This window comes from Bariatricus sp. SGI.161 (assembly GCF_050313695.1).
Taxonomy (GTDB): Bacteria; Bacillota; Clostridia; order Lachnospirales; family Lachnospiraceae; genus JAFBIX01.
This window is the reverse complement of sequence record NZ_JBNPLX010000016.1, coordinates 1-12,206: the sequence shown is the minus strand read 5'-3', so window position 1 is coordinate 12,206 and position 12,206 is coordinate 1. Positions and strand designations below refer to the sequence as shown.

Annotated in this window: 14 protein-coding genes and 1 tRNA gene; 3 read left to right on the top strand and 12 right to left on the bottom strand. The window is 40.3% G+C overall.

The window, feature by feature from the left end:
• Window positions 1–27 precede the first annotated feature (27 nt).
• The 7 genes from nrdR to ACQRBH_RS10465 form a co-directional block, all read right to left on the bottom strand.
• The gene (gene nrdR, locus ACQRBH_RS10495) at window positions 28–477 is read right to left on the bottom strand and encodes a transcriptional regulator NrdR (RefSeq protein WP_235232547.1); all 450 of its coding nucleotides are present in this window, start codon (window positions 475–477) and stop codon (window positions 28–30) included.
• Window positions 478–590: 113 nt separating this feature from the next.
• Window positions 591–1,400, bottom strand: a complete 810-nt coding sequence (locus ACQRBH_RS10490; RefSeq protein WP_427761598.1) for a glycoside hydrolase family 3 N-terminal domain-containing protein — start codon at window positions 1,398–1,400, stop codon at window positions 591–593.
• Between the two features lie 81 nt (window positions 1,401–1,481).
• Window positions 1,482–1,727: a PRC-barrel domain-containing protein gene (locus ACQRBH_RS10485; protein ID WP_235232597.1), complete on the bottom strand. Its 246-nt coding sequence runs from the start codon at window positions 1,725–1,727 to the stop codon at window positions 1,482–1,484.
• 129 nt (window positions 1,728–1,856) lie between these two features.
• Entirely contained in the window at window positions 1,857–2,042 is a 186-nt protein-coding gene (locus tag ACQRBH_RS10480) for a ferredoxin (protein ID WP_427761597.1), read from the bottom strand.
• Window positions 2,043–2,103: 61 nt separating this feature from the next.
• Window positions 2,104–3,033 (bottom strand): carbamate kinase, encoded by a 930-nt coding sequence (gene arcC / locus ACQRBH_RS10475; protein ID WP_235232530.1) that lies wholly within the window; start codon window positions 3,031–3,033, stop codon window positions 2,104–2,106.
• A 118-nt stretch (window positions 3,034–3,151) separates the two neighbouring features.
• Complete coding sequence (locus tag ACQRBH_RS10470; RefSeq protein ID WP_427761595.1) at window positions 3,152–4,075, bottom strand: alpha/beta fold hydrolase; 924 nt, start codon at window positions 4,073–4,075, stop codon at window positions 3,152–3,154.
• 66 nt (window positions 4,076–4,141) lie between these two features.
• Window positions 4,142–4,216: transfer RNA gene (locus ACQRBH_RS10465), tRNA-Pro, on the bottom strand.
• A 205-nt stretch (window positions 4,217–4,421) separates the two neighbouring features.
• On the opposite strand from ACQRBH_RS10465, the gene ACQRBH_RS10460 reads away from it, so the two are divergent.
• Entirely contained in the window at window positions 4,422–5,123 is a 702-nt protein-coding gene (locus ACQRBH_RS10460) for a GntR family transcriptional regulator (RefSeq protein WP_235232528.1), read from the top strand.
• 103 nt (window positions 5,124–5,226) lie between these two features.
• On the opposite strand, the gene ACQRBH_RS10455 is transcribed toward ACQRBH_RS10460, so the two are convergent.
• Together ACQRBH_RS10455 and ACQRBH_RS10450 are read right to left on the bottom strand one after the other, a co-directional pair.
• Window positions 5,227–7,014, bottom strand: coding sequence for an aminopeptidase P family N-terminal domain-containing protein (locus ACQRBH_RS10455; RefSeq protein ID WP_235232527.1), 1,788 nt, complete (start codon window positions 7,012–7,014; stop codon window positions 5,227–5,229).
• Between the two features lie 131 nt (window positions 7,015–7,145).
• Window positions 7,146–8,519 carry a peptide MFS transporter gene (locus ACQRBH_RS10450; RefSeq protein ID WP_427743129.1) on the bottom strand — a complete coding sequence of 458 codons (1,374 nt, stop codon included), beginning with the start codon at window positions 8,517–8,519 and terminating at the stop codon, window positions 7,146–7,148.
• A 234-nt stretch (window positions 8,520–8,753) separates the two neighbouring features.
• Between ACQRBH_RS10450 and dapB the strand changes: the two genes are divergently transcribed.
• A complete protein-coding gene (gene dapB / locus ACQRBH_RS10445; RefSeq protein ID WP_427761593.1) occupies window positions 8,754–9,551 on the top strand; it encodes a 4-hydroxy-tetrahydrodipicolinate reductase in 798 nt (265 codons plus the stop codon).
• A gap of 91 nt (window positions 9,552–9,642) precedes the next feature.
• The gene (locus tag ACQRBH_RS10440) at window positions 9,643–9,957 is read left to right on the top strand and encodes a YbjQ family protein (RefSeq protein ID WP_427761592.1); all 315 of its coding nucleotides are present in this window, start codon (window positions 9,643–9,645) and stop codon (window positions 9,955–9,957) included.
• Window positions 9,958–10,067: 110 nt separating this feature from the next.
• Here ACQRBH_RS10440 and ACQRBH_RS10435 read toward each other — a convergent pair whose 3' ends face one another.
• From ACQRBH_RS10435 to ACQRBH_RS10425, 3 genes are all read right to left on the bottom strand, one after another.
• Window positions 10,068–10,655, bottom strand: coding sequence for a nicotinate-nucleotide adenylyltransferase (locus tag ACQRBH_RS10435; protein ID WP_427761591.1), 588 nt, complete (start codon window positions 10,653–10,655; stop codon window positions 10,068–10,070).
• Between the two features lie 178 nt (window positions 10,656–10,833).
• Entirely contained in the window at window positions 10,834–11,142 is a 309-nt protein-coding gene (gene trxA, locus ACQRBH_RS10430) for a thioredoxin (RefSeq protein ID WP_427761589.1), read from the bottom strand.
• A 113-nt stretch (window positions 11,143–11,255) separates the two neighbouring features.
• The gene (locus tag ACQRBH_RS10425) at window positions 11,256–12,047 is read right to left on the bottom strand and encodes an EcsC family protein (protein ID WP_427743133.1); all 792 of its coding nucleotides are present in this window, start codon (window positions 12,045–12,047) and stop codon (window positions 11,256–11,258) included.
• Window positions 12,048–12,206 lie beyond the last annotated feature (159 nt).

Genomic DNA, 12,206 nt, shown 5'->3' with positions numbered 1-12,206 from the left:
TTTATTACTATCTAAGCAAATATCTTCTTATTTTAATATTTTTTTCAGTTCATCCATAAAGGTGTTCACATCTTTGAATTCTCTGTATACAGACGCAAAACGCACATATGCAACTTCATCGAGTTCTTTTAATTCTTCCATTACAAGTTCTCCAATCATGCTGCTTGGAATCTCCTTCGCCTCCTGGTTAAATATCTTCGTCTCAATCCTGTCGATTGCATGCTGTATAGCTTCAGCAGATACTGGTCTTTTGTAACAGGCCCTTAAAATTCCATTCTCAATCTTACCGCGGTTATACTGCTCACGGTTATTATCCTTCTTGATAATGATCAATGGAATCGTCTCTACCTTTTCATATGTCGTAAACCGCTTTCCACACACATCACAGGAACGGCGCCGGCGAATTGAATTGCCATCCTCGGCAGGTCTGGAATCAATAACTCTGGTATCTGGATGATTACAATATGGACACTTCATCTTGCGTTATTCCTTTCTCATCGTACTTGTATACAGTATATCGGTTAAATGAACAGAAGTCAAATTACTTTTGGCTGATATCTAATTTTAAATTCACAATCCGCCTTACAGATTCATTGATTCGTTCTTCTGTCAGCCTGCCATCTCCTACCGCAGATAACACACCCTGATACGCTTCCTGAAAATTCTCCGGCATTGATACCATTGATAAACGGAACCAGCTCATTTGCCATCATCTCATCCAAGGTTTTATTCGTATACGCATATCCGGCATGCGTATCAGCCTCTGTCGCTCCATGCCCGGGATAGTGCTTTATGACTGGGATAATATTCTGATCCTGTAGTCCCTTCATCTCTGCCAGCATCATCTCAGAAACCAGATTACAGTCTGTTCCAAATGATCTGGAACCAATCACAGTATTCGACGGATTCGTCAGCACATCTGCATCCGGTGCATTATTCATATTAAATCCCAGATCATACAGGAAGCTTCCAATCTTTGCTCCTACATTATAGGCATTCTGAGGGTCTCCAGTTGCACCGATCACACTCATACTGTCAGTCTTCTCCAGATTAAAACTCGGATTATTGCTAAACCGGCTGACTGTACCGCCTTCTTCATCCACACTGATAAATAATGGCAGTCCTATTCTCTGATAAGAATACTCCTGGACATTCTTCACCATTTCCCGTACTTGTTCCGGATTCTCAAGATTCTGTGACATGTAGATAAAGCCGCCGACCGGATACTGGCTGATTGCATTCTGAGTCGTCTCGCCTGCGGCAATGACAACTCCTACTCCTGTCAATTCTTCTGGGGTTACAATGAATAACTGTGCTACTTTCTCATCCAAAGTCAGAGAATTTACGATTTCCTCTACTTCTGCCTTGCGCTGTTCCTCTTCGGATAACTCAGGTTCCACAGTCTGAACAGATTCCGGCTTTTTATCAGATTCTGATTTTACTTCTGACTGCGTCTCTTCAAACTTATCATTCTGTTTTTGTTATTTTTTTCTTTCCTCATGTATCTCAACCAGAATAATATCTGGCCCAATCTTTTTGATACATTTAAAAGGAATAATATATTCTGACCCATCACATAAAAAGCCACAGATCTTTCCCGCCTTTGGAATCACCAGTGCTTCGATACATCCATTACACTCATCTATAATCAGATCTACCACGTACCCTAGTTTTTTGCAATCACATGCATTAATCACTTCTTTATTCTCCAATTCACACAGACGCATATCCACACCACCCATATTCAAACCGCAGATTCTGCCATCGTCACCTTCTTTGTCACCATAACAAAACCCGCATCCACTACTTACTTGTAGTATATGCGGGTTTTCATATTCTGGACTATCCGAATCCAGCTATTCATCAATATCTATGACATTTACTGGACATCCATCTCTTGCTTCAATTGCTGTACTTTCGTATTCTGGTGCTACATCTGTGTATGCCTCTGCAACTCCGTCATCATTAAACCGAAATACTTCCGGGCAGGTAGCAACACAGGCACCACATGAGATACATCCATCATTTACTCTGGCTTTCATGGGTCATTCCTCCTTATATTTTTCAAGTAGTATGTCCCATTTTTATCCAAATATTCGCCTGTTATCTGATCAATGTTCCGGTCTTTCCTTTTAATGCATCTTTTAATTTATCAAAAGATGTGATCAACGCACTTCTTCCTTCTCTCTTTTCAATAAATTCTACGGATGCACTGAGTTTTGGAAGCATATTGTATTCTCCGAAATGGCCTTCTTCCATGTACTGCTTTGCCTGTTCCAGATTGATCTCTCCCAGCTCCTCTTCGTTTTCTCTGCCCATATTGATCTTAACCTTCTCGACACTGGTCAAAATAATCAATTCATCTGCATCAACTTCTTCTGCCATCTTACCTGCAGTTAAGTCTTTCTCAATGACAGCACTTGCACCTTTCAGATGATGATCCTGTTCCAGGACAGGAATTCCACCTCCGCCACAGGCAATTACAATCTGATCCGCATCTAAAAGAGCTTTAATCGCATCAATCTCTACTATGCTTACTGGATTCGGGGCAGATACGATACGACGATAACCTTTTCCCGGCTCTTCCACAACATAATTTCCTTTTTTGCGCTCTTCATTCGCTTCTTCCACGTTCATATAACGGCCTAATATCTTGGTTGGTGTATAGAAAGCCTCATCGTATGGATCTACGATTACCTGTGTAAGTATTGTACTGACAGTTCTGTAAATTCCTCGGTTCAACAATTCTTCACGAATTCCATTCTGAAGGTCATACCCGACATATCCTTGACTCATTGCAGAACATACAGACATTGGTGCTGCTGTATAATCTTGATGTACTTTTCCAAATTCATTCATCGCTGTATGGATCATTCCAACCTGTGGTGCATTACTGTGAGTAATAGCTACCTGATAACCAGCTTCGATCAGATCTGCGATTACTTTTGCTGTCTTCTTCACTGCTTCTTTCTGCTCTGGCAGCGTTGTACCAAGGGCACGGTGTCCTAATGCAACTACAACTCTTTTTTTCATAATCTATACCTCTGCTTTTCTTTATTTTTCTGATAAAAGATGAGATAAAAAAATTATAGTATTTTTCTATGTAAATTGCAACGTCTGAATTCTGTGAAAAACTGATCTTCTGTCTGTTTTACAGATTCTTATTCATAAATGCTACAATTCCGTCTTCTACTTCATCCTTTATATCTGAATAATTATGGATTTCGTGCCGATAGCCAGAGTATAACTTTGTCTCAACCTTATGACCTGTCTCATACAGCCAGTTGCTGACTTCACATACCCCTTTTCCATACATTCCAACCGGGTCTTCATTTCCGGCAATATTGTATATCGGAAGTTTCGCCGGAACTTTTTCTGCCCACTCTTTTCCAGTGATTACCAACATCATCTGGACAAAATATAACAAAGACTGGTTTGTTGTTGGTTTTGTAAATGCATCGAACGGATCCATTGCATGATCTTCTTGCACATATGGATCTGAGCAGATCCATTCATTCCCGAGCTTAATTTCGCCACATCTCTCACACATCCATCCCATTAATGCTCCTGCATAAGATGGGTCAGATTCTTTTCCTTTTCCCTCAGCTACGACCTGCTTCAACACTTTTTCTGACTCTTCTGCTCCCGGAAATACTCCTGCAGTTCCGCACAACGTTACGCCTGCCAACTCATCACCATACTTTGCAATAAAATCTCTTGCTATGAATGACCCCATACTATGACCGTATATAAAATATGGCAGTTCTGGATACATCTTACATACCATTTCCTTCAACGTATGCTCATCTTCCATCATGGTATGACATCCCTTGTCGCCCCAGTCGCCCCAGGTATCATTCTCCAATGCCGTCTTTCCATGTCCAACATGATCATCTGCAGCTACAATATATCCGGCATCCAGAAACTTCACAATCATGTACAGGTATCTTCTTGAGTGCTCACCAAATCCATGGATGATCTGTACAATCCCTTTTGGCCTGGCAGCAGGAACATATACCCAGCCATAGACCTCATCCCGCTCATTAAAAGACTGAAATTTTACTTCATGTAACATATAACATACCTCCTTTAATATTGTTTTTTAATTTATCATTGACATCCCGTGGCATAAAAAATAAAATCGGGGTAACAGGATTCGAACCTGCGACCTCACGGCCCCCAGCCGTGCGCTCTAACCAAACTGAGCCATACCCCGATACAATCATTCTACCCAATTAAAATCTATAATGCAAGCATTAATTTCCCTTTTATCTGCCATCGGATTTTAAATCCTGAAAATGAAAAATAATAAAAAAATATGTATATAAATTCTATTTATTCCCACTTTTTTATGCTATTATATAGATATGAATTTATATACTTTTTCAAGTATACATTTTTACAAAAGGATTATTGTCACTATGAAAAATATTATTCATCATAAGACGCTGCGGGAACAGGTCGCAGACGCCGTACGAAAAAAAATATTACATCATGAACTTGAACCTGGTATGCGAATTACCGAATCAGAACTTGCTACTCAATTTGGGGTTAGCCATGGCCCTGTTCGCGAAGCACTTCGCCAATTGGAACAGGAAGGGTTGATTGAATATACGCGAAATGTTGGCTGTTCTGTACGCAACGTTTCTCTTTCAGATGTCATCGAAGCTCTTCTGATTCGCGGAACCTATGAACTTTCTGCTGCTCGTGCATGTGCCGGCACCATCTCCGATGCAGCTTTCAAAGAGATGGAAGATGTATTAGAATCCATGAAGAATATGGACGATTCCGACTATACAGAATCAATTATTTACGATAATGAGTTTCACAAAATCTTGATTAACGAAGCGCATATGCCATATCTCGTCAGCGCTTGGAACGCATTAGATTTTGTATCATTCTTTTCTTTCTATTGTCAAGTAGATGATTGTTCAAAAGTAACCGGAAAGCAATACAAAGTACACAAAGAACTTTTTGACATCTATGCTACAAAAGACTGCCATGCAATCTGTGATATCATTTATTCACATTATAAGCTTTCGATTGATAAGATGTTGCGGGATAATCACATGTGTGAAAAAGATTTCCCATTTTCTTTCGATATTATTAACCCGCATATATAATCATGTATCATTTTGTAGTCTTTATCATATGTATAAAAAAGTACTGGAGTGCATTGTTCAACACAACGCACTCCAGTACTTTTTATATATAAGGCCATTTGGATTAGATTGCTCTGGTATACTTCGCAAGCCATTCCTTCTCTTCATCATTCAGATATGGAGAAATGGTATCATATACTTTCTTATGGTAATCATTTAAGAGCTTCTTATCTTCTGCTGTCATGATATCAGGATTGATTGCATCCAGATCCATTGGAATCAGTGTAATCGCATCAAAATACATGAATTGTCCATATTCATTCTTCTCACCTTTGCAGCAAAGAAGTTCATTTTCCAGACGGATACCATGAGAGCCCTCGATATAGATTCCCGGCTCATCTGTAATGACCATACCTTCACGCAACACTTCAGTCTCACCCTTACGATATCTCCAACGGAAACCAGCAGGTCCTTCATGGATGTTCAGAAGGTATCCTACACCATGTCCGGTTCCATGATTAAAGTTCATATTACGATCCCAGAATGGTTTTCTTGACAGGATATCAAGTACCATACCTGTACATCCTTCCAGGAACTTCGCACTGCCAAGCTGAAGGTTACTGATTGCAACTAAAGTAAAGTCGTCTTTCATCTGCTGTGTTACTTCACCCAGCGCATAAGTTCTTGTAACATCTGTAGAACCTTCCCAGAATCCTGCACCCGTATCAGTCAGGAAGAAGCTTCCTTCTTTCAGCTCAACATCAGTCTCTGGTGATGATGTGTAGTGAACAATCGCACCATGTTCACCATAAGAAGCAATCGGCTCAAAGCTTGGGCGGATAAAGTTGCCCATCTCAGCACGTAGTTCATCCAGCTTTTCTGTAGCACTCATCTCTGTGATCTTCATCTTGCCCACATTTTCTTTCAACCATTTCATGAATCTTACATGCGCAACACTGTCTTTGATCTGTGCTTTACGGATATTTTCAATCTCTACCGGATTCTTCATTGCTTTCATAAGAATCGCCGGATTTCTCTCTTCTACTCTCTTAACATTTTCCGGAATATTATTATACAGAGCATAATTTAACTTACTTGGGTCAACCATAACTACCGTATTCTCATCCAACGTACGGATATCTTCATAGATATCATTATATGGATGGAGGTTGACATTCAGTTCTGCCAGCGAAGCTTTGATATCATCATCCAGCTTACTCTCATCAACATAGAGTTCCATGCAGTCCATCTTAATAATGGCATAAGATAAAAGTAACGGGAAGAATTCAATATCATCACCACGGATATTCAGTGTCCAGCAGATGTCATCCAATGTCGTGAGCACATGTGCATTTGCTCCGGCTTTCTCCATCTCCTCACGAGTCCTCTTAAGCTTATCTGCTGCGGATTCGCCTGCATACTCAATTCCAAGAGAAAATGCAGGTGCTTTGGAAAGTTCCGGACGATCTTCCCAGATCAGATCGATCAGATCCTCATGATACTCGACCTTTGCTCCTTTTTTAGCTGCAATGTCTGCATATTCCTGTCCTTCTCCGACAGAAACCACACGTCCATCAAACCCAAGAGTATCTCCTTCTTTCAGGATATCTTCCAGATATGCTGTGAGTTCCGGTACTCCCGGTTCTCCCATCTTCATTAATTCTACAGTTGTACCTTCCAACTGCTTTGCTGCCTGAATGAAGTAACGTCCATCCGTCCAAAGACGGGCTTCATCTTTTGTGATAACTGCTGTACCTGCAGAGCCAGAAAATCCAGTAATATACTTTCTTGCCTTAAAATATTCCCCAACATATTCGCTCTGGTGAAAGTCTGCAGTTGGAACGATATAAGCATCGATTCCTTTCTCTGCCATTTTTGCACGTAAATTTGTTAATCTCTCAGGAATACTCATTGTATTACGCCTCCTAAAATAATTGTTATTATGGGTTTTTTCTCCCCAATAATATTAGGATTGACAGGCATTCCATATGTAATCCCGCAATCCTAATATCATTGTACATAATTATATTCTAATAATCCACTCTATTTTTCGTCATCTTTCTTCTCAACCAGTGCTGTTAATGGTTTATCCAGGATAACCAAAAGTGCGACAGCAATAAATGCGATTACTGCAATGATAATACATGCGGTCGTGAACTTAATAGCTCCTCCGAATAATGCATTATAAACATATCCATAACTGATTGCTGCGAAGAATATTGCAAGTCCCCATACAGACTGCATTGTAGAGTAAATACGGCTTGGTGCATACTTAGCGATAAATGCATATCCCAGTGGAGAGAAGAACATCTCACCCAATGTAATCAGAACTGCAAAAACTAAAAGCCACAGACAGCTGATCTGTCCATCACCACGGATAATATCCATCAATGCAAAGAACAGATATCCAACACCAAGAGTACCAATACCTAATGCACATTTCTTGTAAATACTCATATCACCCTTCGGTCTGTTTGCCAGATAACTCCAAAGCTTTGGTGTTACGAACATACCAACTAATACACAGAATAAAGCATTTGCAGCATCAAACCATGTAAGTGGTACATTGTAGCCTCCAACTACCCAGTTTGCATTTTCACCCCAGAAGTAATATACCGGCAGATAAGCCAGATACCAGAAGATCCAGAAGATAATAGCAAATACACAGATCAGAATGATTGCTGCAATTCTCTTCTTTTCAATTGTTGTATAAGGCATCTTCTTTTCTTCTTTATTCTTTGCCTTCAACTCTGCTTCACGGGCAATCTCTTCTTCTGTCAATTCTTTCTTGAAAGGTGTCTTTCCTGCTTCACCCATAAAACGTGTTCCAATGGTGAACCAGATTGCTCCTAAGAACATCAGGATAGCTGCAATCTTGAAGCATGGTCTGTATCCCATCATATCTCCACTTGCAAATACATCCTGATACAGAACACCTGCAAGGAATGGACCTGCAAATGCACCGATGTTAACAAGACCATAACGAACAGAATATGCATTGTTAAGCTGATCACTGGATACGATACGACCAATCAACGGACCAGTCTTATAGAATGCAAGACCGATACTGATACACCAGATCATCGCATATACCATTCCACTGCTTGTTGCCATAGATCCAATCCAGTAACCAACGCCACAGAGAACCATACCAATTGGGGTGGTATACCTTGCGCCAATCAGACGGTCACAGATAATGGAACACAGAATCGGAAGTCCATAAGAAAATGCTGTCAACTGTGACTGCATGGTCGCAGCGGTTCCTTCTGACAGACCAAGACCACCTGATGCTACACTTGCTGCTACGAAAACTAACAGGATAGAACGTCCGGTATAATAAGCAAAACGTTCAAAAATCTCTGTCGTAGAGCATGCCCAAAAACCCATAGGGAGCTTCTTTTTTGTTTGAGTACTCATTATTACTCATCCTCCTTTTTCCCCGCACCTTTTCTCAATAACCTCTTCGTTAGCATTTGATACAAGGCACTTCTCTAGAAATTTGTTTATTATAGATTATTAATTATTGATAATCTATAATTTATTATACATTATGCACATTTTCATGTCAAGAAAACTCCTTTGTGATTCTTATATTTTGTGATAAAATAGACATAATTAGTCATATCATGTATGCGAAAGGAGTTTACATTTATGAAAGTTATTGTAGTAGGTCCACGGGGAAAAATGGGAAAATTAATCACGCAGGTTGCAGCAGAAAGAGAGGATATGGAACTGGTTGCCGGCGTTGCTCCAAAGGGGCGTGATTACATAGGAAGTGATCTGGGAATGGTTGCTATGATCGGAAAAGAAATAGGTGTCCCGGTTGTGGATGAACTGGAAAGCGTCATCGATTCCTGTGATGTCATCATTGACTTTTCTACCAAAGAGAACGCTATGGAAGTCCTTGATCTGGCAATCGCACATAAAAAGGCATTGGTATGCGGCACTACAGGATTTAGCGAAGAGGAGATGCAGCGGTTTCAGGATGCTGCTTCCCAGATCCCGATGTTGTATGCAGCAAACACTTCAAAACTGGTCAATATCATGAATAAATTACTGGAAATGGTAACAACGATCGCCGGAAATGATCTGGATATTGAGATTTTAGAAATGCACGACCAGTGGAAGAAAGATGCTCCAAGTGGAACTTCGAAGGAAATGGGCGAGATTATGGCCCATGCCCTTGGCAAAGAACTGAATGACATCGCCGTATACGGTCGAGAAGGTGCTTCCCCGAGAGTTTCCGGAACTATCGGCTACCACTCTCTTCGCGCCGGCAATATTCCAAGCAGCCACACCGTATTCTTCGGCGGAATGGGAGAACGTCTGGAAATCACTCATCACTCCTACAACTGGGAATGCTTTGCACGCGGTGCCTGTGACTGCGCTGCTTATCTTGCTGATAAAGAACCTGGCTTTTATACCATTAAGGATGTATTAAATTTATAAATCAGCTATATTGCATATCGTCTTTGCTTCATTTTTATAGTATAATTGTATTAATAAAATAATACAATTATATCTTGAGAGGAGAACAGGTATGATATTAGTAAATACGGATTATATTCCAGAAAAAAAATTTGAGATGATCGGACTAGTAAGAGGTACTATGATTCAATCCGTACATCTTGGTAAGGACATCATGAACAGCTTCAAGACACTGGTCGGTGGAGAACTTACCTCCTACACAGAGATGATGAACGAAGCCAGAGCTGTTGCTACCAAACGTATGGCAGATGATGCTGCTGCAATGGGCGCAGATGCTGTGGTAAATATCCACTACGCTTCCAGCTCCATCGTACAGGGCGCAGCAGAAGTTCTGGCATACGGAACCGCAGTAAAATTCGTAGATTAAAATTTATTATACCACAAAAGAAACGGTGCACATGAAACACCGTTTCTTTTTAATATCATGATCTCACATCAGTCTCTACCATTATACTACAAAAGAAGCAAGCAGACATACTAAAAACACGCATTCATCTTCTCCTCTATCCGCATCAATTCCAGTCTTTTTATCTTTTTATCCATTTCATTTTCTGTCAGATAACGATACACACTTTTCGGCACAAACTTCGCCCACTCCTGATCCGTCGCAATGAAATTTCGTACCATGGCACCAGTGATTCCTTTTTCCTCTAATGGTCTGTGCCACAGCACTTCTATATTAAGCCCGAGACTTCGCAGTATCTTATATTTTTCTTCATCCCACTCATCGTACATTCCCAGGTAATATACTGCATCTTTCGGAGTATACTGTAACAGATATTCCGGACAGTTAATCGGAAACGGAATAATATCGTATTCACTTTCCGGAACCTTAAATTCCTGCATCGCACCTCTGATCATCTGATACCGTTCAAAATAAGACAATGGATTAGCAGAAGGTTCGCTTCGATTGACATCATTGACCGAATCTCTGGTGTGCATGTTGTCAGGATTGGAAATCCCGATGTATAATTTGTTGCAGCGCATTTTTGCTGCCAGTATATATTCCATATGTTTTAAATGTAACACTTGAAATCTTCCGTTAATTACTCCAGTCTCTATCATATGTTTCTCTCCCTCATTGATTATACTCTTTCGAACGTATATTTAGTATACTCTGAAGTACGGTAAGAATGCAAGGACTTCCCCATTTTCAGATTCAGCCAAGACAAGATAAAACCTCAAGATATCGTTACAACAGTAAGTCTATCTTGAGGTTTTTGAGATCTTCATTCTCTTTCTCTTACTTCAGCAATGCCAGAAGTTCTTCCTTTGGCTTTGCTCCCATATCTCTTTTTACCATCTGTCCATCCTTGAACACCAGAAATGTCGGAATTGACATTACCCGATACTCTCTTGCCAGATCTGGATTCGCATCGACATCCACTTTACAGATCTTCGCATCTGTAATTTCTTCTCCCAATTCCTCTACGATTGGTCCTACCATCTGGCACGGTCCGCACCATGTTGCCCAGAAATCCACCAACACTGGCACCTTAGATTCTAATACTTCTTCTTTAAAATTATCACTGGTTAAATGAATCACTGACATAATGATTACCTCTCTTTTTATGATTTGTATTTTTCTGCCATCCAATATCTGACAGTTTGTTTTCTACACAAAATAGTATAACCCATTTTCGGCAATAATACCATCTATATTCATCATTTGCTCTCATCTGACAGCTTCTTTCTTAAAAAGCGGCGACGATATTTCAAATCCGCATAATCTGTTATTTTCTTCAGATATACACTGTCTGCCAGTCCTCCTGCGACTCCGACAATCGGAATTCCCTGAAGAAACTTCATATAAAGAAGCGCTTCTGCTAATTGTCCAGCTGCCCGATGGAGCAATTCATTCTTATCCTCCATTGAAGGAAGGTCGCTGTCAATCTCCGTGTTCAGCCAGTTATTGGACAATATTAATTTTTCACTCCTAAGCAAACTTGTCTCAATAATACCCAGAATAAACATCTGCTCCTCTTCCGTATCATATTCGAATCCATAACTCAGGGCTATCTCATAGATACTTTTTAACAAAACAGCAGTAAAGATCGGGATGTCTGGTACTCCAATCCCAAGAATTCCAAGTCCTGCCCCCTCCACTCCTGAGATGAGAAGATTCTTCGTCTTACTTTTTCCAGCCTGCCTGGCAAATGCTTTTACATTCTTCCTGTTTTTCTTCTGCTCCACTGCACTGACATTCTCCTGATAATTCTGTTCGTGCTGTCCTTTGCGATAAGTTTTCTCAATGATACCTGTCCCATGTTCAAAGACCATTTCAAAAGCCTTCACGAAAGCAGCGTGCAGTGTATCTTCCAATTTGTCCGGGATCTTATCCGAAAGCTTTTGCTTAAGGACAGATTCCTTCTCCTGGATATTCTTCTTAAGGAAACTTTGTTCCTTTTTCTCCAGAGCTTCCCATTCCTTTTTCCATTTATCCTTTGTAAAAAACATGCCGGAATCCTCCTGATTATTCTTTAATCAGAAAAAACGAGAGGCATCCAGCCTCTCACTTAACAACTTCATCATTCGGTCAATTTTTATTTTACTGTCCTGTCAGAACCGTCACAGGACTCATCAAGATGAAGGAGAACTTCTCTGTTCTCACATATA

What these genes read in the sequence shown, in the direction of transcription:
- ACQRBH_RS10460 (WP_235232528.1), top strand. Translation starts at nt 4,422, where the DNA reads ATGAAAAATATTATTCATCATAAGACGCTGCGGGAACAGGTCGCAGAC.
- ACQRBH_RS10470 (WP_427761595.1), bottom strand. Translation starts at nt 4,075, where the DNA reads ATGTTACATGAAGTAAAATTTCAGTCTTTTAATGAGCGGGATGAGGTC.
- ACQRBH_RS10450 (WP_427743129.1), bottom strand. Translation starts at nt 8,519, where the DNA reads ATGAGTACTCAAACAAAAAAGAAGCTCCCTATGGGTTTTTGGGCATGC.
- ACQRBH_RS10435 (WP_427761591.1), bottom strand. Translation starts at nt 10,655, where the DNA reads ATGATAGAGACTGGAGTAATTAACGGAAGATTTCAAGTGTTACATTTA.
- trxA (WP_427761589.1), bottom strand. Translation starts at nt 11,142, where the DNA reads ATGTCAGTGATTCATTTAACCAGTGATAATTTTAAAGAAGAAGTATTA.
- dapB (WP_427761593.1), top strand. Translation starts at nt 8,754, where the DNA reads ATGAAAGTTATTGTAGTAGGTCCACGGGGAAAAATGGGAAAATTAATC.
- nrdR (WP_235232547.1), bottom strand. Translation starts at nt 477, where the DNA reads ATGAAGTGTCCATATTGTAATCATCCAGATACCAGAGTTATTGATTCC.
- ACQRBH_RS10425 (WP_427743133.1), bottom strand. Translation starts at nt 12,047, where the DNA reads ATGTTTTTTACAAAGGATAAATGGAAAAAGGAATGGGAAGCTCTGGAG.
- ACQRBH_RS10440 (WP_427761592.1), top strand. Translation starts at nt 9,643, where the DNA reads ATGATATTAGTAAATACGGATTATATTCCAGAAAAAAAATTTGAGATG.
- ACQRBH_RS10480 (WP_427761597.1), bottom strand. Translation starts at nt 2,042, where the DNA reads ATGAAAGCCAGAGTAAATGATGGATGTATCTCATGTGGTGCCTGTGTT.
- ACQRBH_RS10455 (WP_235232527.1), bottom strand. Translation starts at nt 7,014, where the DNA reads ATGAGTATTCCTGAGAGATTAACAAATTTACGTGCAAAAATGGCAGAG.
- ACQRBH_RS10485 (WP_235232597.1), bottom strand. Translation starts at nt 1,727, where the DNA reads ATGCGTCTGTGTGAATTGGAGAATAAAGAAGTGATTAATGCATGTGAT.
- arcC (WP_235232530.1), bottom strand. Translation starts at nt 3,033, where the DNA reads ATGAAAAAAAGAGTTGTAGTTGCATTAGGACACCGTGCCCTTGGTACA.